This window comes from Mycobacterium heidelbergense (assembly GCF_010730745.1).
Classification (GTDB): domain Bacteria; phylum Actinomycetota; class Actinomycetes; order Mycobacteriales; family Mycobacteriaceae; genus Mycobacterium; species Mycobacterium heidelbergense.
In genome coordinates this window covers 1462048-1481219 of record NZ_AP022615.1, presented here as the reverse complement: position 1 = coordinate 1481219, position 19172 = coordinate 1462048, and the positions used below count along the sequence as shown (strand labels likewise).

At 68.7% G+C, this 19172-nt stretch carries 19 protein-coding genes; 6 read left to right on the top strand and 13 right to left on the bottom strand.

Annotated elements, in window-relative coordinates; translation table 11 throughout:
• Positions 1-90: 90 nt before the first annotated feature.
• The 3 genes from G6N25_RS07085 to G6N25_RS07075 are packed head-to-tail and all read right to left on the bottom strand — an operon-like array spanning position 91 to position 2407.
• Positions 91-897 (bottom strand): exodeoxyribonuclease III, encoded by an 807-nt coding sequence (locus tag G6N25_RS07085; RefSeq protein WP_179961706.1) that lies wholly within the window; start codon positions 895-897, stop codon positions 91-93.
• Between the two features lie 17 nt (positions 898-914).
• Entirely contained in the window at positions 915-1814 is a 900-nt protein-coding gene (locus G6N25_RS07080) for an N-acetylglutamate synthase, CG3035 family (protein WP_083074216.1), read from the bottom strand.
• Positions 1814-2407, bottom strand: coding sequence for a peptide deformylase (locus G6N25_RS07075; RefSeq protein WP_083074217.1), 594 nt, complete (start codon positions 2405-2407; stop codon positions 1814-1816). Before G6N25_RS07075 ends, G6N25_RS07080 begins: the two co-directional genes overlap by 1 nt.
• Before the next feature lie 194 nt (positions 2408-2601).
• Between G6N25_RS07075 and G6N25_RS07070 the strand changes: the two genes are divergently transcribed.
• From G6N25_RS07070 to G6N25_RS07045, 6 genes are all read left to right on the top strand, one after another.
• Positions 2602-2910 (top strand): DUF3263 domain-containing protein, encoded by a 309-nt coding sequence (locus G6N25_RS07070; RefSeq protein WP_083074218.1) that lies wholly within the window; start codon positions 2602-2604, stop codon positions 2908-2910.
• A gap of 51 nt (positions 2911-2961) precedes the next feature.
• Positions 2962-3435, top strand: coding sequence for a LytR C-terminal domain-containing protein (locus G6N25_RS07065; RefSeq protein ID WP_083074219.1), 474 nt, complete (start codon positions 2962-2964; stop codon positions 3433-3435).
• 64 nt (positions 3436-3499) lie between these two features.
• Positions 3500-4213: a superoxide dismutase[Cu-Zn] gene (sodC, locus tag G6N25_RS07060; RefSeq protein WP_083074220.1), complete on the top strand. Its 714-nt coding sequence runs from the start codon at positions 3500-3502 to the stop codon at positions 4211-4213.
• Complete coding sequence (locus tag G6N25_RS07055; protein WP_083074221.1) at positions 4203-5333, top strand: glutamate--cysteine ligase; 1131 nt, start codon at positions 4203-4205, stop codon at positions 5331-5333. Before sodC ends, G6N25_RS07055 begins: the two co-directional genes overlap by 11 nt.
• Positions 5333-5974, top strand: a complete 642-nt coding sequence (locus tag G6N25_RS07050; protein WP_083074222.1) for an LON peptidase substrate-binding domain-containing protein — start codon at positions 5333-5335, stop codon at positions 5972-5974. Before G6N25_RS07055 ends, G6N25_RS07050 begins: the two co-directional genes overlap by 1 nt.
• Positions 5975-5985: 11 nt before the next feature.
• Positions 5986-6804, top strand: coding sequence for an enoyl-CoA hydratase-related protein (locus tag G6N25_RS07045; protein ID WP_083074223.1), 819 nt, complete (start codon positions 5986-5988; stop codon positions 6802-6804).
• Positions 6805-6889: 85 nt separating this feature from the next.
• On the opposite strand, the gene G6N25_RS07040 is transcribed toward G6N25_RS07045, so the two are convergent.
• The 10 genes from G6N25_RS07040 to G6N25_RS06995 all read right to left on the bottom strand — a co-directional run bounded on the left by G6N25_RS07040 (position 6890) and on the right by G6N25_RS06995 (position 19118).
• Positions 6890-7462: a TetR/AcrR family transcriptional regulator gene (locus G6N25_RS07040; RefSeq protein WP_083074224.1), complete on the bottom strand. Its 573-nt coding sequence runs from the start codon at positions 7460-7462 to the stop codon at positions 6890-6892.
• On the bottom strand, positions 7459-8391 hold the full coding sequence (locus G6N25_RS07035) for an SDR family NAD(P)-dependent oxidoreductase (RefSeq protein WP_083074245.1): 933 nt from the start codon (positions 8389-8391) through the stop codon (positions 7459-7461). Before G6N25_RS07035 ends, G6N25_RS07040 begins: the two co-directional genes overlap by 4 nt.
• Complete coding sequence (locus tag G6N25_RS07030) at positions 8388-9845, bottom strand: acyl-CoA reductase (RefSeq protein WP_083074225.1); 1458 nt, start codon at positions 9843-9845, stop codon at positions 8388-8390. The genes G6N25_RS07035 and G6N25_RS07030 overlap by 4 nt, the downstream gene beginning before the upstream one ends.
• On the bottom strand, positions 9842-11284 hold the full coding sequence (locus G6N25_RS07025) for a long-chain-fatty-acid--protein ligase (RefSeq protein ID WP_083074226.1): 1443 nt from the start codon (positions 11282-11284) through the stop codon (positions 9842-9844). Before G6N25_RS07025 ends, G6N25_RS07030 begins: the two co-directional genes overlap by 4 nt.
• A gap of 180 nt (positions 11285-11464) precedes the next feature.
• A complete protein-coding gene (locus G6N25_RS07020; RefSeq protein WP_083074227.1) occupies positions 11465-13633 on the bottom strand; it encodes an AAA family ATPase in 2169 nt (722 codons plus the stop codon).
• Entirely contained in the window at positions 13630-14493 is an 864-nt protein-coding gene (pssA, locus tag G6N25_RS07015; protein ID WP_083074228.1) for a CDP-diacylglycerol--serine O-phosphatidyltransferase, read from the bottom strand. The genes G6N25_RS07020 and pssA overlap by 4 nt, the downstream gene beginning before the upstream one ends.
• Positions 14490-15185, bottom strand: a complete 696-nt coding sequence (locus G6N25_RS07010) for a phosphatidylserine decarboxylase (RefSeq protein ID WP_083074229.1) — start codon at positions 15183-15185, stop codon at positions 14490-14492. Before G6N25_RS07010 ends, pssA begins: the two co-directional genes overlap by 4 nt.
• A gap of 25 nt (positions 15186-15210) precedes the next feature.
• Positions 15211-16425: a molybdopterin molybdotransferase MoeA gene (gene moeA, locus G6N25_RS07005; RefSeq protein ID WP_083074230.1), complete on the bottom strand. Its 1215-nt coding sequence runs from the start codon at positions 16423-16425 to the stop codon at positions 15211-15213.
• Between the two features lie 7 nt (positions 16426-16432).
• Entirely contained in the window at positions 16433-17560 is a 1128-nt protein-coding gene (locus G6N25_RS07000; protein WP_163672393.1) for an AAA family ATPase, read from the bottom strand.
• 217 nt (positions 17561-17777) lie between these two features.
• Positions 17778-19118, bottom strand: a complete 1341-nt coding sequence (locus tag G6N25_RS06995) for a hypothetical protein (protein WP_163672391.1) — start codon at positions 19116-19118, stop codon at positions 17778-17780.
• Between the last annotated feature and the right edge of the window lie 54 nt (positions 19119-19172).

Below are 19172 nucleotides of genomic sequence, written 5' to 3'. Positions count from 1 at the left end.
GCGAAAGCCTGCCACGTTACAAACGCGCGTACAACGAGCAACTTCTGGTTTTTTATGCCACGCAGCCCGCATACAAATCGTCAATGCGACTCAAACCCGACTCACATCGATCAGCACCGGCGCGTGGTCGCTGGGCGCCTTCCCCTTGCGTTCCTCCCGGACGATCTGTGCGTCGGTCACCCGGGCCGCCAGCGCCGGTGATGCCAGGATGAAGTCGATGCGCATGCCCTGCCGCTTCGGGAACCGCAGCTGGGTGTAGTCCCAGTAGGTGTAGACCCCGGGCCCCGGGGTGAAAGGCCTTACCACATCGGTGAATTGGGCGTCGACGATGGCGTCGAACGCGCGGCGCTCCGGCTCGGAGACATGGGTGGCGCCGGCAAAGAATTCGGCGCTCCAGACGTCGTCGTCCGTCGGGGCGATGTTCCAGTCGCCGACCAGGGCGATCTGGGCCTCGGGATCGTCGCGCAGCCAGCCGGCCGCCGTATCACGCAGTGCGGCAAGCCAATTCAGCTTGTAGGTGTAGTGCGGATCGCCCAGCGCGCGGCCGTTGGGCACATACAGGCTCCACACCCGGATGCCGCCGCAGGTGGCGCCCAGCGCGCGGGCCTCGGCCGTGGCGGCCACCTCCGGCTTGCTGCTCCAGCTGGGCTGGCCCTCGAAGCCGATCTGCACGTCGTCGAGGCCGACGCGGGAGGCGATGGCCACGCCGTTCCACTGATTGAATCCGACGTGTGCGACCTCGTAGCCGAGTTCGAACAGCGGCAGGGTCGGGAACTGGCCGTCGGAACACTTGGTCTCCTGCATGGCCAGCACGTCGACGTCGGCGCGGGCCAGCCAGTCGACGACGCGGCCCAGCCGGGTGCGAATCGAGTTCACGTTCCAGGTGGCCAGTCGCAGCGTCCCGTCGGGCATGGCTAGACGGTATCCATTGCGCGGGCCGGAACGTAGCGGCGGCGGTGGTGTGGCCGGAAACCCAGCCCATCGGCGAGGGCGGTGGCGCCGGCTTGACGGGCACGCGCGTGGCCGCGGGTCGCGCCGCGATCCGCGCCCCAGGCCAGCAGCGCTTCGCAGAGGACCGCCGCGGCCCGTTCGTCGGGGGCGCGTATCGCCGACAGGCCCACCCAGCGGGTGCCGTCCGGGGCGTCGGTCACCGCGGCGCGCGCGATCGCCCCGCCCGGGTGGGTGCCGAACATCAGCTCGCCGTCGACGACGGCGGTGAGCGCGTCGACGGGAATCTCGCGTTGGTAGGTCCGCAGCCACGCGTCGCCCGGCCGTCGCTCTAGCGTGACGCTCGGGTCCGGCCGTAACGCCAGCGTGACGCTCGACACGTCGCGCACCAGGACCACCTCCGTGCGCCCAGCGGTCAGGCCGGGCGGCAGGGGCAACAGGCGATCCGGGATGGCCAGCCACGGTGTCAGGCCGCGACGCTCGTACCAGGTCATGATCTCGGGGATCGCACCCGTCCGGGCCGAGATATCCAGCGGCATAGCCGAATTGGCGGCCAGGCCGGCTCCCCGCCCGGCCCGCAGCAGCCAGCCGCCCAGCCAGGTCCGCTCGGTGCCGGGCCAGGCCGCCGCGGCCGCGTGCTCGAGCGCCCGGATCTGGGAGGTGCGCACCGGCGCGTCGGTCAGGACCCGCAGCGCGACGACGTCGGCGGGGGCGATCTCGACGACCGCCCCCGTTTTCGTCCGCACCCGCAGCACCGGATCGGCCTCGAGCAGGTGCCCAACCGCGTCGGTCAGCGGCGGGACCGATCCGGCCGGGCGCCGGTACCGCACCGTCACCCGCGTTCCCGGGTCCGGCCACGAGACCATCAGTGGCCGAACGGGTCCGGGCCCTCGCCCGGCAGCCACGACAGTCCCGGAACGCCCCAACCGTGGGACTTCACCGCCCTTTTCGCGCTGCGGGCGTACCGGCCGATGAGGCGGTCGAGGTAGAGGAATCCATCCAGGTGCCCGGTCTCGTGCTGCAGCATCCGCGCGAACAGGCCGCTGCCCTCGATGGCGATCGGACCGCCGTCGGCGTCCAGCCCGGTGACCCGTGCCCACTTGGCGCGCCCGGTGGGGAACGACTCGCCGGGAACCGACAAGCACCCTTCGTCGTCGGTGTTCGGGTCGGGCATCGTCTCGGGTATTTCGGAGGTTTCCAGGACCGGATTGATGACCACGCCGCGGCGGCGGTCCGTCAGCCCGCGGTCCTCGCTGCAGTCGTAGACGAAGAGCCGCAGGCCGTATCCGATCTGGTTGGCGGCCAGGCCGACGCCGTGGGCGGCGTCCATGGTCTCGTACATGGTCGCGATCAACTCGGGCAGATCCGCCGGTAGCGAACCGTCGGCGGCGACGGCCACCGGCGTCGTCGGGGCGTGCAGGACCGGATCTCCGACGATGCGTATGGGTACGACTGCCATGGTCGGCTAGCTTAAAGCGTCCCGCGGTGGCGACGGGGAGAGCTGGGCAATCGCGGGGGAATCGGCCGACTCGCGGGTCTGGATTACGGCTTGAGGGTTCGCGACGTGGTTCAATATTCGCCGAAACATGCCCCTATGTAAGTCAAGTCATTCGAACACTGTGAGAATCGCCGGAAGGGTCCAGGGGAAGCGATATGGACAGCGCCATGGCGCGGGCAAATCGATCGGGGGACGACGCTGAAATCGCCGATGGGCTGACCCGCCGTGAACACGACATCCTGGCATTCGAACGTCAGTGGTGGAAATACGCCGGGGTGAAAGAGGACGCCATCAAGGAGCTGTTCTCGATGTCGGGGACGCGCTACTACCAGGTGCTCAACGCGCTCGTCGATCGACCCGAGGCGCTGGCCGCCGACCCGATGCTGGTGAAGCGGCTGCGGCGGCTGCGCGCCAGCCGCCAGAAGGCGCGGGCTGCGCGGCGGCTCGGCTTCGAGGTGACCTGACGGGTCCGTGCCTTTGCGGGCTCCGGCACTTTTCTGGCTACAGTGGGCTCGATGAAAGAGCGCGTCCCCGACTCCACGGGGCTTCCCCTGCGGGCCATGGTGATGGTGCTGTTGTTCCTGGGCGTCATTTTCCTGCTGCTCGGCTGGCAGGCGCTGGGTTCCTCCGGGACCTCCGATGACGACTCGGCGTCGCCGGTGTCCAGCGTGACCAGCACCGCCCCCGCGTCGTCGACCTCGACGAAGCCCCCGGCGAACCAGGCCGAGGTGCGCGTTTACAACATCTCGTCGAAAGAGGGCGTCGCCACGCGCACCAAGGACGAGCTGACCTCCGCCGGTTTCAAGGTGACCGACGTCGGGAACCTGTCGGTGTCCGATGTCTCGGCCACCACCGTGTACTACACCGACGCCGGCGACGAGCGCGCCACCGCGGACGCGGTGGGCCAGAAGCTGGGTGCGCCCGTCCAACCGCGGATTCCGGAACTCAACAACCAGCCGCCCGGTGTCATCGTCCTCGTGACGGGCTGAGCGCCACGGTGAATTCGCAGTAGCGTTACGCTCGCGCACGGCGTATCGGGGTTAGGCTCGCCCTATGGCTAAGCTCGCCGGTCACCGCCACGTCGCTGCCGCCACCACGTCCGCACTGTTCGCGGCGGCCAGCCTCGGGCTCAGCGCTTGCACCCCCAACCAACCGCCCGCGTCGACGCCGGGTACCACGCCGGCGGTGTGGACCGGATCGCCCGCCCCGTCGACAACCCCGGGCGCCGAGGGCGAGGGGCAGCCCGCGGCGCAGAGCGTCATCACCCAGCTGAAGGCACCCGACGGCACTCGGGTCGCCACCGCGAAGCTCGATTTCGGCAACGGCTATGCCACCATCACGATCGCGACGACCGGCGCCGGTCACCTCGCGCCCGGCTTCCACGGAGTGCACATCCACAAGGTGGGCAAGTGCGAGGCCAATTCGGTTGCCCCGACCGGCGGCGCGCCCGGCGACTTCCTGTCCGCCGGCGGGCACTTCCAGGCGCCCGGGCATTCCGTCGAGCCCGCCAGCGGTGACCTGACCTCGCTGGAGGTCCGCAAGGACGGGGTCGGCACGCTGGTGACCACCACGGACGCCTTCACCCTGGACGACCTGCTGACCGGAGAGAAGACCGCGATCATCATTCATGCCGGCGCCGACAACTTCGCCAACATCCCGTCGGATCGCTACACCCAGGCGAACGGAACACCCGGTCCGGACCAGACGACGATGACCACCGGTGACGCCGGCAAGCGGGTAGCGTGCGGTGTCATCGGTGCCGGCTAGCAGGGACCGGGCCCGTATCGACTTCGCCCCCTCGCCACGGCCGACCATCGGCGTGGAATGGGAGTTCGCCCTCGTCGACGCGCACACCCGCGACCTGAACAACGAGGCCACCGCGGTCATCGCCGAGATCGGCGAAAACCCGCGTGTGCACAAGGAATTGCTGCGCAACACCGTCGAAGTGGTCAGCGGCATCTGCGACTGCACCGCGCAGGCGATGGAAGATTTGCGCGACACGCTGCGCCCCGCCCGCCGGATCGTCCGGGACCGCGGCATGGAGCTGTTCTGCGCCGGCACCCACCCGTTCGCTCGGTGGTCGACCCAGAAGCTCACCGATGCCCCCCGCTACGCGGAGCTGATCAAACGCACCCAGTGGTGGGGCCGGCAGATGCTGATCTGGGGGGTGCACGTGCACGTCGGGATCTCGTCGGCGAACAAGGTGATGCCGATCATGACGTCGCTGCTGAAGTACTACCCGCACCTGCTGGCGCTGTCGGCGTCGTCGCCGTGGTGGGGCGGCGAGGACACCGGGTACGCCAGCAATCGCGCGATGATGTTCCAGCAGCTGCCCACCGCGGGGCTGCCGTTCCACTTTCAGAGGTGGTCGCAGTTCGAAGGCTTCGTCTACGACCAGAAGAAGACCGGCATCATCGACCATATCGACGAAATCCGTTGGGACATCAGGCCATCACCGCACCTGGGCACGCTCGAGGTGCGGGTCTGCGACGGCGTGTCCAACCTGCGTGAGCTCGGCGCGCTGGTCGCGTTGACGCACTGCCTGGTCGTCGACCTGGAACGCAGGCTGGATGCCGGAGAGACGCTGCCCACCATGCCGCCCTGGCACGTCCAGGAGAACAAGTGGCGCGCCGCCCGTTACGGCCTGGACGCCGTGATCATCCTGGACGCCGAGAGCAACGAGCGGCTGGTGACCGACGATCTGGCCGAGGTGCTGACCCGGCTGGAGCCGGTGGCCAAGTCGCTGCACTGCACCGAGGAGCTGCGCGCGGTGGCCGACATCTGGCGCGACGGCGCGTCATACCAGCGGCAGCGGCGGGTGGCCGAGGAACACGACGGCGACCTGCGTGCCGTCGTCGACGCGCTGGTGGCCGAGCTGGACATCTGATGGCCGATTTCAAACCCATTGAGCTGGCGATGTTTCCGCTGGAGTCGGCGCTGCTGCCCGACGAGGATCTGCCGCTGCGGATCTTCGAGCCCCGCTACGGCGCGCTGGTGCGGCGCTGCCTCGACGGTGACGAACCGTTCGGTGTCGTGCTGATCTCCGCCGGCCGCGAGGTCGGCGGCGGCGATTCGCGCTGTGATGTCGGAACCCTGTGCGGGATCATCGAACACGCCGATCTCGGCGCCGGCCGATTCGCGCTGCGCTGCCGGACAGGGGAGCGGATCCGGGTGTCCGGGTGGCTGCCCGACGATCCCTACCCGCGGGCGACGGCGACACTGTGGCCGGACGAGCCGGGGGATCCGGTGACGCACGCCCAGCTGCTCGATCTCGAGGACCGGGTGATGGCGCTGTTCGAGCGGATCGCCCAGGCTCGCGGGGCCGCGCCGCCGGACCGCGACGTGCTGCTGGGTCACGGCTCGGCCGACGCCGGGCAGCGCCTATACGCGTTGGCGTCTCGCATCCCGATCGGCACGGCCGACCGCTACGCCGTGCTGTCGGCGCCGTCGGCCGCCGACCGATTCGCCGCGCTCAGCGAGGCCGTGGACGCGGTGGCCGACATGGTGGAATTCCAGCTGTCCGAATAGGGGGCGATGCGATGAGCGCCGACGTGACGGTCGACAGCAACGCGGGCGTGGCGGTGCTCACGCTCAATCGCCCCGAGCATCTCAACGCCTATACCGCCGACATGGGCAGGCTGCTGAGCCAGGCATACCGGGAGTGCGACGCCGACGACGACGTCCGCGCCATCGTGGTCACCGGCGCGGGCAGTGCCTTCTGCGTGGGAGCGGACTTCTCCGGCAACATCTCGCCGTTCGAGGCGCCCGCGGACGACAGCACGTTCTCGGCATCGCCGATCGATCCCGCCGCCTTCGAATTGCGCAAGCCGGTGATCGCCGCGCTCAACGGCCACGCCATCGGAATCGGCCTGACGATTGCCCTGCAGGCCGACATCCGCATCGCCGCCGAGGACGCCAAATACGGTGTGGTGCAGGTGCGCCGGGGGGTGATACCCGACTGCATGTCGCACTGGACGCTGGCGCATCTGGCCACGCTGGGGGTGGCCGCCGAGGTGCTGCTCACCGGGCGCACCTTCACGGGCGCGGAGGCGGTGGCGCTCGGCATCGCGAATCGGGCGCTGCCCGCCGAGCGGGTGCTCGACCAGGCGGTGGAGATGGCCCGCGACACCGCGGCCCACGTGGCTCCGATGTCGGCGGCCTTGTGCAAGCGACTGCTGTGGGACAGCGCGATCAACAACTACACGCCGCGGCAGGTCGCGTCGCTGGAAACCCAGCTGCACCACCGCGTGATGGGCACCGCCGACGCCCGCGAGGGCGTCAGCGCCTTCCTGGACAGGCGGCCGCCCCGGTTCAGCTCGCGGCTTTCGGCCGACTGGACGGAGCTCCCGGAGCCATGAGCCGGCCTGTTTCAGTTGACTCTGCGTCCACCAGGCAAAAGTGCGAGTAGAGCCCCTGGTGGGCGCAGAGTCAAAACCCCGGGCCTCACCCGCTCAGCAACTCGGCCAGCGCGACGCCGAGGTTGTGCAGGTTGGTCTCCAGCGAATACGTCCGGTCGACGGTCCAGTTGAGGATGCCCCCGGACAGGGCGCCAACGATGATGTCGGCCAAGGTTTCCGGGTCGTGTCGCGCGCCGACCTCGCCGCGCGCGATCCCCTCCTTGACCAGCTCGACGAACGTGTCGTGCAGGTCGAAGCCGCGCTGGATGCCGTAGCCGCTGGTGGCGAGCATGTGCCCGATCAGCTCGCGGTAGGTGTCGCCGGATTCCGCCAGCGCCGCGGCGATGTCGTCGAACACGCCGATCAGCCGGTCCGGGATCGGCTGGTCGACACGGTCGAACACGACGTCGTGCAGGTTGACCAGTCGCCGCCGCGCCAACGCCCGGATCATGTCCTGGCGCGTGGCGAAGTGGTTGAAGAACGTTCGATTGGCGACGTCGGCGCGCTCGCAGATCTCCTCGATGGTGGTGGCCGCGACGCCGTTGCGGAGAAACAGCTCGAACGCGGCCGCGAGGATCTTCTCCCGCACCTCGAGCTTTCGCCGTTCGAGTCTGTTCACGCTCTGTCACACAGCTTTTCGGAGAGGGCCCACCAGTCGGCCGCGCGCCGCTCGTCGCGGGCGTAGGGCGCGACCGCGTCGCTGACCCCGCAGTCTTCCAGGTACAGCGCCCCCTTGTCCCTCAGCTCGGGGCTGACCGCGGCCCACACCTGGGTGGCCGCGCCCTGCTCGGGCGTGGTGAAGTCGAGGAAGCCGTCGGACCGCTTGCCGCGCGCCGCGCTGTTGTCAACGACAAGCTTGCGGAGTTCGGAGAAATCCGAGCGGGACATGTACCGCGCCAGGGCGGTCGCCACCGTGCCCGGATGAACGGCGAAGGCGCGGATGCCCAACTCGCGCAGCCGCCGGTCGGCCTCCTTCGCGTGCAGGATGTTCGCCGTCTTGGACGCGCCGTACGCGACGAACTTGTCGTATTCGCGGCTCTCCCAGTTCGGGTCGTCGAAATCGACGTCACCCATGAGGTGGCCCCCGGACGACAGCGTGACGATCCGGGCGCCTCCGGCGGCCGCCAGTTGCGGGACAAGGAGCCGGGTGAGTTCGAAGTGCCCGAAATGGTTTGTCCCGACCTGTATTTCGAATCCATCGCGCGTTCGTCCGAACGGGGTGAACATGACACCGGCGTTGTTCATCAACACATCTATGGTCGGCGCGACGTCGCTTATGGCGTCCGCCGCCGCGCGGACGCTGGCCAGCGCGGTGAGGTCGAGCCGTACCGTCGAGGTGCGGGACCCGGGCACCTCGGCCGCTATCCACCGGGCCGTCTGCGCCAGCGCGTCTTCGTCACGCGCGGCCAGCACCACGTGCGCGCCCGCCGCGGCCAGCGCGCGTGCGGACTCGCGGCCCAACCCCGACGACGCCCCCGTGATCACACATACCTTGCCCGACAGGTCGATTCCGTCGACGACGTCCAGGGCGGTCGGACGTTCGGTCATGCCGGCGTGAGTCGCCACAGCGGGATCACCACCTCCGGATCGCATTCCTCGTCGACGATCCACTTGCACATCCGCCGGATCGGCTCGATGGCGTCCTGCGGGGCGGCGACCGCGACGCTGCACGCGTAGCCCAGGGTGGTCAGCCGTTGGGCGCCGAACAGCGGCAACGTGTTTCGCAGCCGCCGCTTCAGGGATTCCGGGTAGACGCCGATGGTCTGAGTATAGGCGTTCACCGCGGCGGTCACCTTGTCGATGCTGTCCACGGGCACGACGTTGGCGACCCGCCCGGACAGCATCGGCGAATAGTCAACGGCCTCATCGAATTGCGAGACGACGATGGCGCCCTCGCGGCGCTCGCCGCCGATGACGCGGTAGAAGTCGTCGGCCATGCGCGAGGCCTCCAGATGGTCGAGTAGCTCGCGGTTGGGATACCGCGGCGGGGTGCTGATGACCGGAGGCAACGACATCAACTCCCGGTAGACCAATTCCCCGAACCGATTGGCGTTGGCCAGGCCCTCGGGATCCGTGCCGCTGAGCACGTAGATGACCCGGGCGTTGGCGCACCCCTCCTGGTTGGCCACACCGATGTCGGTCGCGGCGCGCCGGGCCACCTCCCGCATCGTGTCTTCGTCGTCGAACGCCTCGCGGCCGATGATGGTGGCGCTGCGCTTGGGGTCCAGCGCGATGAGCTCCAAACCCGGCTGGATGTACCGGGTTACGTGTTTGACCGACGCCAGCCCGCCCCAGGCCACGATCTTTTCGATGTGCTGCGGCCGGTAGAGGGCTTCTTCGACGCCCGAATCGCCGCCCTTCCAGTACCCGACCGCCAGGTGCCGGGTGATCGGGTGGTTCGGCGCAACATCGGCCAGCGTGCGGGCGATGGCGATCGCGGTCAGCGGATCGTTGGAGGGCGCCTTGATGATCGCGTCGGACCGGGTGATCACCGAACGCAGGATGGTCACCGCCGAGACCAGCCCACCGTTGCCCGCCGGGATGTGCAGCACGCGGGATCCGAAGGCGCGCACCCGCAGTTCGCGCCCGTCGTGCAGTTTGTGCGGGACCCACCCGTTGAGGTAGTCCAGCCCGACCTGGCTGTCGGCGATTTCGGTGACATTGTCGCGGGAAAACAGCGGCCCCAGAACGCGATAGCTGTTCTTCAGCATTTCCGCCGGCAGCACATTGGCCACCAGCGAGGCTTCGTAGGCCTCCTGCAGGTGGGTGTTGGACTCGAAATCCAGTGCGCCGCCCAATGCCTCGAGCACGTCGAGGATCTCGTCGAAGCTCACGTCGTGGAGGTCGCTCATTTCGGCGGGGCTGTTGAGCGGCAGGCGCGCGACGTACTTGGCCATGTCCGGCGCCCGGAATTGCCAGTCGCCGGTGCGGGTGCCGTAGGGGACGAGGTCGTCGGTGATGACTTGCCCCCGCAGGAACAGCGGGACGGTGTAGGCGATCACAGGTCGACGCCCTTCATGAAGTTCACCGCCTCGTTGTGCACCTCATGCGTGGCGGCACAGGTGATTCGGTCGTCCTCTTGCCCATTTTTCAAGCCCTTCTTCTCGCTGTAGCGGATGATGTCGGGTTCGAAGGCGACGCTGGCCTGCCCGCACGGGCAGCGCAGGTCCCAGTCGATGGTGACCTCGTCACCGGAGATGACGCCGCCCCAGTGGGCGCGCAGCAGGATGTCGTAGACGGCGGCGCGGCCGGTCCGCACACCGGTGCGGGGCAGCGGCTCGCTGGTGTCGGGATCGAGTACGAAGGGGATGACCCACGGGGCGACGTGGTAGCGGCCCTCGGTGCAGCCCCAGTGGAAGGTGCTCGACTCGGAGAAGCCGTAGCCGACCTGGATCCGCTGGACGCCGAGGAATTCCTTGATGACGTCCATGAAATCGTGCGGCAGCGCAACGCCTTTCATGCCGCCGCCGGTGAGGATCGCCGAGTCGGGGGCGAAGACGTTGCGCACGCCGCGCTCCAGCCCAGCCCTGGCGATGTCGTACATCAGGTGGTAGGTGCCCAGCATGAACACCCGCCTGCCGCGCAGCTGGTCGCTGAGCCGGGTGAAGAAGGCGTCCATGTCCTGCGCCTGACGCGCCTGCATGGCGACGAACTCGTCCTTGCGGGCGGCCAGCGCCGGGTCGATCTCGAGCCGGTCGAGTTCCCCGCGGGACGCCGCGGCCCGCATCTTGGACGCGAGGAACATCAGATCGGTGTCGATCGCGCCCGGGTAGAGCGCGTGGAATCTGCTCTCGTCGCCGCCGGTGAAGCCGCGCTTGATCATGTTGGCGATGCGCAGGTGGCCGAGCTTGCCGTTGGCGAAGTTGGGCCAGACCACGTCCACCGACGGGTTGAGCTCGGCTTCGGTCGGTTCTTGGCCGAAGGTCTGGAACAGGCAGATCTTCCACAGCGTCATGCCTTCTTCGGCGCCGCGCTTGTCCTTGGGGAGGATCGAGATGGTGCCGGTCGTGCCGCTGGAGGTGATGACCTCGAGCGGTGTCTGCTCGTCGAGCCGGTCGATCCAGTCGTCGATCCCGATGCAGCCGGTGGTGTCCACGCCGGACAGGTCGTAGCTGGTGAGCTTGTCGAGCCACCGGGTCATCAGGTCGAAGCGCTTCTTGTCGATCAACGCGGCCGGGTACGACTTGAACGCCGTGTGGGAGAAGAGCAGCGGCACAACGTCATTGAATTCGTTGAGCGCCGTGATGCCGAGCCGGTCGGCGAGCTTGCGCAGCATCTCGATGCTGTCGTAGTGCTCCCGGAAGCGGATGCCCATGGCCCGGCGCTGCAGCCCTTCGAGCTCGCCGCGGTCGATGCTGTGCATCCGCGTATACGACTGCCCGAAGAAGCCGATCGGGTCGTTCATGAAATCGTCCACCGGCCGCGCGGCGGTGCTTGTCATCGGGTCAGCGTAAACCCACTATGCAGCTACACGCAATACTGCAGTCTACTGCAAATCCAAGCGGCGTATCGGGTGTGCGCCGGTGTACTTCACTGTGTGTTCAGGGCGGGATTTTCGCTTAGCTTCCACCGCGTGCGCACACTCAAATGCCTGGATGCACGCTCGACGGCGCGGGCGGTGCTAAAGAGCTTTGGCGAACGCGCGCAACGACTCCACCTGCGCCGGATCCAACGAGGGGCGCACCGTCTTGCGGGCCGCCGCGAGGTCGGCGGCCGTCACGTCGGCGGCGTCGATGGAGCGCCGCATGGCGGTGAGCGCGGCCTCCCGCAGCAGCGCCACGCAGTCGGCGGCGCTGTAGCCCTCGAGTTCGGCGGCCACCTCGCCGAGGTCGACGTCGGCGCTCAGCGGGATGGATTTGCCTGCGGTGCGCAGGATTTCGTGGCGGGCCGCGGCATCGGGCGGTTCGATGAACACCAACCGTTCCAGCCGACCGGGGCGCAGCAGCGCGGGGTCGATCAGGTCGGGCCGGTTGGTGGCGCCCAGCACCACGACGTCGCGCAGCGGGTCGATCCCGTCGAGTTCGGTCAGCAGCGCGGCCACCACGCGGTCGGTCACGCCGGAGTCGAAGCTCTGCCCGCGCCGGGGCGCCAGCGCGTCCACCTCGTCGAGGAACATCAGCGAGGGGGCCGAATCCCGGGCCCGCCGAAACAGCTCACGAACGGCTCGCTCGCTGCTGCCCACCCACTTGTCCATCAGCTCGGAGCCTTTGACGGCGTGCACGCTGAGCTGCCCGGTGCTGGCCAGCGCGCGGACCACGAACGTCTTGCCGCAGCCGGGCGGGCCGTACAGCAGCACCCCGCGCGGCGGATCGACGCCCAGCCGGGCGAACGTGTCGGGATGCTGCAGCGGCCACAACACCGCCTCGGTCAACGACCGTCTGGCCTCGGCCATGTCGCCGACGTCGTCGAGGGTGACGCTTCCCACGCTCAGCTCCTCGCCGGCCGAGCGGGACAGCGGCCGGATGACGGTCAGCGCCCCGGCGAGATCGTCCTGGTTCAGCCTCGGTGGCCGGCCGTCGGTGCTGGCGCGGGACGCCGCCCGCAGCGCGGCCTCACGGACCAGCGCGGCCAGGTCGGCGACGACGAAAGCCGGTGTGCGACGGGCGATCTCCTCGATGTTGAGATCGCCGGTGGGCACCGGTTTGAGCAGCGCCTCCAGCAGCGCCCTGCGGGTGGGGGCGTCGGGGAGCGGCAGGCCCAGCTCGCGGTCGCACAGGTCGGGGGCGCGCAGCCGGGCGTCGAGCTGGTCGGGTCGCGCGGAGGTGGCGATCAATGCGACGCCCTCGGTGGCGACGGCGGCGCGCAGCTCGCCCAGGATCAGGGCGGCCACCGGCTCGGCGGTGGCCGGCAGCAGGGCGTCGGCGTCGGCGATCAACAGCACGCCGCCGCCGTCGCGGACCCTCTTCACCGCCGAGGCAACGGTTTTCAGCCGGTCGTCGGCGGCCAGCGCGCCGACCTCCGGGCCGTCCAGCTCGATCAACCTGCGGCCGTCGCACACCGCGCGGACCAGCGTCACCTTGCCGACGCCGGCCGGTCCCGACACCAGGACACCCAGGTTGGCGCCGGCGCCCAAGGTCTTCAGCAGGTGCGGTTCGTCGAGCGAGAGTTTCAGCCATTCGGTGAGCTTGGCGGCCTGTGGCTGCGTGCCCTTGAGCTCCTCGACGAGGATCTCCGGGGTCCCGGTGATGAGCTGTTCGCGCGCGGGCGTCCCGACGCCGGTGCCCCAGGTGACCAACGAGTTCGGCTGCACGCTGACCGGCCCCTCGGGGTCCACGCCCGTGACGGTCAGCAGCTCCGACGTCCAGCTGATCCCGACGGAAGCCGCCAGCGCACGGGTGGCGGGCGACGTCGTCGTGCCGGGGCCCAGGTCGCGCGGCAGCAGCGACACGGCGTCGCCGACCGTCATCACCTTGCCGAGCAAGGCCTGTCGCAGGGTGATCGGCGTAATCGAGTTGGTCGCCATCGATGAGCCGGACAGCGTCACCGACCGCGCGCCGTAGACGGTGACAGCGCTGACGATCACCGCGGTGCCTTCCCGCAGTCCGGCGTTGGACAGCGTCACGTCGTCGAGCAGCGCGGTGCCGACGGGGTTGTCCGGGCCGGCGAGGCCGGCGACCGCCGCCGTGGTCCGCGACCCGGTCAGCGATACCGCGTCCCATTCCCGGATGCCAAGGGCAGCAACGACATTCGGATGAAGACGGACGACGCCGCGGCGGGAGTCGACGGCGGAGGTGTTCAGCCGGGCGGTGAGGGTGAGCTGGCGCGCGGCACCCTCGCCGGCGGGCGTCATGGCAGGCGCCCGCTCGGCTTGCGCAGCCCCAGCCGCGCCATCGACCGGCGGTTCGGCTGCGCCCGGCGGTTCGCGCGCCGCGCGGCGCGCCGTTGCTTGGGCTTGTCGTCCCACGCCTCGGGGTGCGCGGCCAGCCAGCGCTGGTTGCGGACCGCGAAGGGGACGTGGCACAGGTAGGCGACGATGATCACCCAGATCAACAGGTAGGGGGCCAGCACCGCCGCCGCCGCGCAGATCGCCAGGACCGCCAGCAGCGGTGCCGCCCAGTTCGGCGGCACCGCCACCGCATGCATCTTTCTCATCGGGATCTTGCTGACCATCAGCACCGACGTCCCCGTCACCCAGACGCACAGGAACACCGGCGACGTCCACCACCCGTCACCGAACTGCAGTTTGAGCCCGATCAGACCGATCATCGACACCGCGCCCGCCGGCGCGGGCATCCCGACGAAGAATTCGTGCGCGTAGGCGGGCTGGGTCCCGTCGTCCTGCAGCGTGTTGTACCTCGCCAGCCGCAACACGACGCACACCGCGTACAGCAGCACCACGATCCAGCCGGCCGGCGACTCGGCCAGCATCGTCACGTAGAGCACGATCGCGGGCGTCACCCCGAAGTTCACCGCGTCGGCCAGCGAGTCGATTTCCTCGCCCATGCGTGACTGGGCGTCCAAGATGCGGGCCACCCGGCCGTCCAGCCCGTCCAGGATGGCCGCCGCGGCGATCAGCGCCATCGCGGCCTTGGGCTGGTGCTCGAGGGCGAACTTGATCGAGGTCAGCCCCGCGCAGATGGACAGCACGGTCATCGCGCTGGGCAGGATCTGCAGGTTCACCGTGCGCCTGCCGCGGGGCTTGCTGATCATGGCAGCTCGGCCAGCACGGTCTCGCCGGCGACCGCGCGCTGGCCAACCTCGACGAGCGGTTCCGTGCCCGGTGGCAGGTAGGTGTCCAGCCGGGAGCCGAACCGGATCAGCCCGTAGGTGTCGCCGATCGACAGCTTGTCGCCGACGTGTGCGTCGCACACGATGCGGCGCGCCAGCAGCCCGGCGATCTGCACGGCGACGATGTCGGCGCCGGCGTCGGTGCGGATCCGCAGGCTGGTGCGCTCGTTCTCGGTGCTGGCCGCGGCCAGATCGGCCGAGCCGAAGCGGCCCGGCTTGTGCTGCGCGGCAACGACTTCGCCGCTGACCGGGGCGCGCTGCACGTGCGCGTCCAGCAGCGACAGGAAGATGCTGACGCGCGGCAGGGGCGCATCGCCCATGCCGAGTTCGGCGGGCGGGGCCGCCGCGTCGATCACGCAGATCACGCCGTCGGCGGGCGCGACGACGGCGCCGGGCCGGCTCGGTGGCACCCGCGGGGGGTGGCGGAAGAACGCCGCGCTCGCGCCCGCGGCCAGCAGACCCGCCCGGCGCAGCCAGCGGAACTTGCGGCCCGCCAGGGCCACCCCCAGGCCGGCGGCGACGAACGGCAGCCCGGCGGGGTGGACCGGCGGAACGGTGGAGCGCACCAACTCCACGACGTGTTTCGGTCCTTCGGTGCGGGGGCGTCGTGCCACCCGGCCATCTTACGAAGCGGCGAGCTTAGCTCAGGTCCCACACCTGCAGTTGCGTGCCGGCCGGCACCTCGACGACGTCTTCCGGGATCTCCAACAGCCCGTTCGCCGACGCCAGCCACCGCAAATGGTGTGAGGCCGGTGGGCCGTAACTGGTGACGGTGCCGGCTTCGCTGTCGAGTATCGCGCGCCGGAACTGACGCTTGCCGCGCGGCGAGGTCAGCGATTCGGCGAGCACCGCCGGCCGGCGCGGGCGCTCCGGATCGGGCAGCCCCATCGCCTTTCGCAGCGCGGGACGGATGAACACCTCGAACGACACCAGCGCGCTGACCGGGTTGCCGGGCAGGGTGACGATCGTCGTGCCGGCGACCCGGCCGATGCCTTGCGGCATCCCCGGTTGCATTGCCACCTTGACGAATTCCACTCCCTGGTCGCCGTCGCGGCCGAAGGCGTCTTTGACGACCTCGTAGGCGCCGGCGCTGACCCCGCCGCTGGTGATGATCAGGTCCGCTGGGGTTTCCGAGGCCGCGTGCCGATCGAGGATCGCGCTGAACTGCGCGACGTCGTCTTCGGCGGTCGCGACGGCAATCACGTCCGCGCCTGCCTCACGTACGGCCCCGGCCAGCATGATCGAGTTGGACTCGTAGATCTGTCCGGGCCGTAGCGGGGTGCCCGGCGCCACCAGCTCCGTCCCGGTCGAGATCACCAGCACCCGCTGGCGCGGGATTACCGGCAGCCCGGCCAGTCCCAGCGCCGCGGCCAGGCCGAGCACCGCCGGCGTCACGACCTGGCCCGTGCGCAGGACGGTGGTGCCCGCTGCCACGTCTTCGCCGGCTCGCCTGATGTGCTTGCTCGGCTCGCGGTGTTGCCGGATGACTACCGATTCCACGCCGCCGTCGGTGTCTTCGACCGGCACGATGGCCGTCGCTCCGGCCGGCAGCGGTGCGCCGGTCATGATCCGGTGCGCGGTTCCGGGTTGCAGCGTCAATTGATCGGTGCGCCCGGCCGGAATGTCCTCGGCGACCGGCAAGGCCACCGGGTGCTCGGGTGTGGCGTTCGATATGTCCTCGGCACGTACCGCGTATCCGTCCATCGCGGAGTTGTCGAAGACGGGCAGCGCCAGCTGGGCGACCACGTCTTCGGCCAGGACCAGCCCCTGAGCCTCGGCCAGCGCGACCGTGGCCACGGGGCGGGCACGGATCATCTCCGCTACGACGCGCTGATGTTCTTCGACTGACCGCACTGGGCCATTATCGGCCTCGCTGCCGGTGAGTCGCGGTGTCGTGTGAGTCGACATGTTCGGGTGTGGCGGGTGGTGGATCAACGGTGGTCGTGTCCGGTTGCCGAAAGGTGTTGTGCTCCTGGGTTTCGGTGCTCGGGTATAGGCGTCGGTAGGCTGATATTGCTGCGGCCGGAAGCGATGCGGCGATCGCGCGCCGCATGTCGGTAGCGCTGACGTGGAGCACACGGGGGTCTGTGCACAGGAGTTGTCTGAGGTCGCGGCGGCTGGGCGCACGTCGGTGCAGTCTGCGGACCCGCGCACGCTGACACGCCCCGATCACCTCACGTGCATAGCGGGCGTTGCCGGCGACGTCGAGCAGTGTGCCGTGGCCGTAGGGGATGGACCGTAGCCGTGTTGCTTCGGTGCGCAGCAGATCCCACGCGGCGTCTTGGACCACCAGTTGTGCCCTGCTGGCTAGGTGGCGCCCAATGGCGACGATGTCGTTGGGGGTGTAGCTGGTGAACGTCGCGGTGAACGGGAACTGCACGCCCAGCCCGGCATGGACTGCCAGGAAGTCCTGCATCGGGCGGGCATGACCGGCCAGGATGACGACGAGCTCGTCGCGGTAGGCCGCCATGCACGTCAATAGCGTGTAGATGGCCTCCACACCCAAAGAGTGGTCTTCGGTGTCGGGGGCCAGCCGGTAAGCCTCGTCGAGGAACAACACCCCACCGCGCGCCCGGCCGCACACGTTCTTCATCCTGGCCGCGCTGTGCGAGGGGCTGCCGGTGGCGATGTCGTGGGCGCTGACCTCGGTGACCTCCGGGCGCGTGATTACACCGAGTCCGAACAGCACTTCAGCGACCACCCGGGCGAACGTTGTTTTCGCTGTGCCCGGCGCACCCAGGAACACCATGTGGTGTTCAGAACACGAGGCCACGACACCCTGGTGCTGGGCATCGTGCTGGCCGAGCCACACCGCGAAACGGTCTTTAGCGCTTTGCAAACCGATCAATTCGCCGATACGCGCTTGCGCCCACTCCAGCACCTCCCGACGCTCGGCGGCCAGCGCGGTACCCGCGTACGCGTCGCGACCGCCCAGGCACCAGTCTTCTGTGAGTGCCAGGGCCGCCGCCGTACTGTTGACATTGCTCATCGGTACCTCGCTACCGGGTCTCACACACAGCGGGCCTGCCCCCACGACACCCACCCCGGCGCGCGCAACATCTCGCCCAACAGGTCATCAGGCATATCGGTGGTCGTCGCCGACGCCACAGCCCTCGCTTGCGCGCAGCACTACCCGGGGGCGGGCCAACCCGCCCAGCACCGGCGTGGTTGCCACCGGTGCTGGGCGAGCAGACCCGCACTGCAACTCAGAACAGCGACGTAAGGAGATGAGCCGCCAATGTCCCCAGCTGAGGCGCCAACGTCCCAGCAAGGTTCGTCGCCAGCGACGGAGCCAGACCGGAGAGATCCGCCGCGAGCGACGGAGCAATCCCCGAGAAATCAGCCGCAATCGACGGGGCAATGCCACCGAGGTTGGCCGCGAGCGACGGAGCAATCCCCACCACCCCGGCCGGAGCGGCGAACGCCGCACCCCCCAAGCCGACCTGCGCGCCCAACGTTGCCAGGAAGGTCTGGTACGCATTAACTAACCCGTTGAACCACATGTTCGGGGTTGGCCAACCCGTGGTTACCTGGCTTGCTAATTGCGAGAACGCATTAGCCAGACTGCCACCTGCCAGAATGTTGGGTGTGGCGATCGTGCCTTTCACCTGAGAGTTAACAACGATGTTCGACGCGAGTGTCTGGGGAATCCAGACCGCCAACGTGTTCAACAGGCCAGGTGTTAGCAAACCGCTGGTGGGGGTAAGGATCCCGGTGCCGCTCAAGTAACCTGGGGACATGTATCCGTTGAGGATTGCTCCCGCGAGTAGTCCCGGGATATTGAGGAAATTGGTCACCCCCGCCGGTAGGTCTCCAGCGGCGAACGCGTCGTAAACGTTCTGAAGACCGTTGCCAAGCGCGCCGAAGATGCTGCTACTCACACCTACGGCAAAAAAGGCACCCAGCATTGACACGATCGACGAACTGAGCTCACTCGGCTCGTTAAATGCGAGGTTGCCGAGGGCCGCGAAGTTGGTCGACATGTAGGCGAGGATGGTAGGGATGGATTCCATCGGTTGAAATATCTGCGAAATCGGCCCGTACCAGAGCGCGTTGTAAAGGGTTGAGAAGCCCGAGATGAAGTTACCTTGCCGCATGTCGGTAATCGCAGTGGCAAGATCAGGAAAGAATGCATTAGTGGAGAAGTTGTAGGCGCCGTTGACGGCGCCCTTGTAGGCGTTCGCGAACGTGCCACCAACCGCGCCCGGCCCCGTTTGGCCGACGTAGATGCTCGCGTAGGTGATCCAGTTCGCGGCCAGCTGCTGGGCCAGCGGGAAGAAAATCTTGCCCCCGGTGCTCATGTTGCTTCCAATCGTTTGCAGGTTGGCGCCCGCTTGTTGGAAGACGTTGATCCAGGTTTGGATGGGGTTGACGACCCCGGGGTCGCTGCTCAGCAGCTCGACCGCGCGCTGCTGAGCGGTGGTGACACTGCGCTGGAGGTCGGAGGCCGCGTCGTTGGAGACTGCGGGGGTGAGGGCGATCAGGCTGGCGCCTAGTGCCGCGGCGCCCGCGGTGATGAGGGGTCGAAGGGCTGTTCGCTGGTGCATGGGTGTTGTTCCTTTGCTGTGTGTGGTCTAGGTAGTCGTAGGCATGCAGAGGCC

Coding starts and splice junctions, on each gene's coding strand:
- G6N25_RS07050 (WP_083074222.1), top strand. CDS start 5,333: ATGGCCGATTTCAAACCCATTGAGCTGGCGATGTTTCCGCTGGAGTCG.
- G6N25_RS07000 (WP_163672393.1), bottom strand. CDS start 17,560: ATGAGCAATGTCAACAGTACGGCGGCGGCCCTGGCACTCACAGAAGAC.
- G6N25_RS07045 (WP_083074223.1), top strand. CDS start 5,986: ATGAGCGCCGACGTGACGGTCGACAGCAACGCGGGCGTGGCGGTGCTC.
- G6N25_RS07020 (WP_083074227.1), bottom strand. CDS start 13,633: ATGACGCCCGCCGGCGAGGGTGCCGCGCGCCAGCTCACCCTCACCGCC.
- G6N25_RS06995 (WP_163672391.1), bottom strand. CDS start 19,118: ATGCACCAGCGAACAGCCCTTCGACCCCTCATCACCGCGGGCGCCGCG.
- G6N25_RS07080 (WP_083074216.1), bottom strand. CDS start 1,814: ATGGTCTCGTGGCCGGACCCGGGAACGCGGGTGACGGTGCGGTACCGG.
- G6N25_RS07025 (WP_083074226.1), bottom strand. CDS start 11,284: ATGACAAGCACCGCCGCGCGGCCGGTGGACGATTTCATGAACGACCCG.
- G6N25_RS07035 (WP_083074245.1), bottom strand. CDS start 8,391: ATGACCGAACGTCCGACCGCCCTGGACGTCGTCGACGGAATCGACCTG.
- sodC (WP_083074220.1), top strand. CDS start 3,500: ATGGCTAAGCTCGCCGGTCACCGCCACGTCGCTGCCGCCACCACGTCC.
- G6N25_RS07075 (WP_083074217.1), bottom strand. CDS start 2,407: ATGGCAGTCGTACCCATACGCATCGTCGGAGATCCGGTCCTGCACGCC.
- pssA (WP_083074228.1), bottom strand. CDS start 14,493: ATGATCAGCAAGCCCCGCGGCAGGCGCACGGTGAACCTGCAGATCCTG.
- G6N25_RS07070 (WP_083074218.1), top strand. CDS start 2,602: ATGGACAGCGCCATGGCGCGGGCAAATCGATCGGGGGACGACGCTGAA.
- G6N25_RS07065 (WP_083074219.1), top strand. CDS start 2,962: ATGAAAGAGCGCGTCCCCGACTCCACGGGGCTTCCCCTGCGGGCCATG.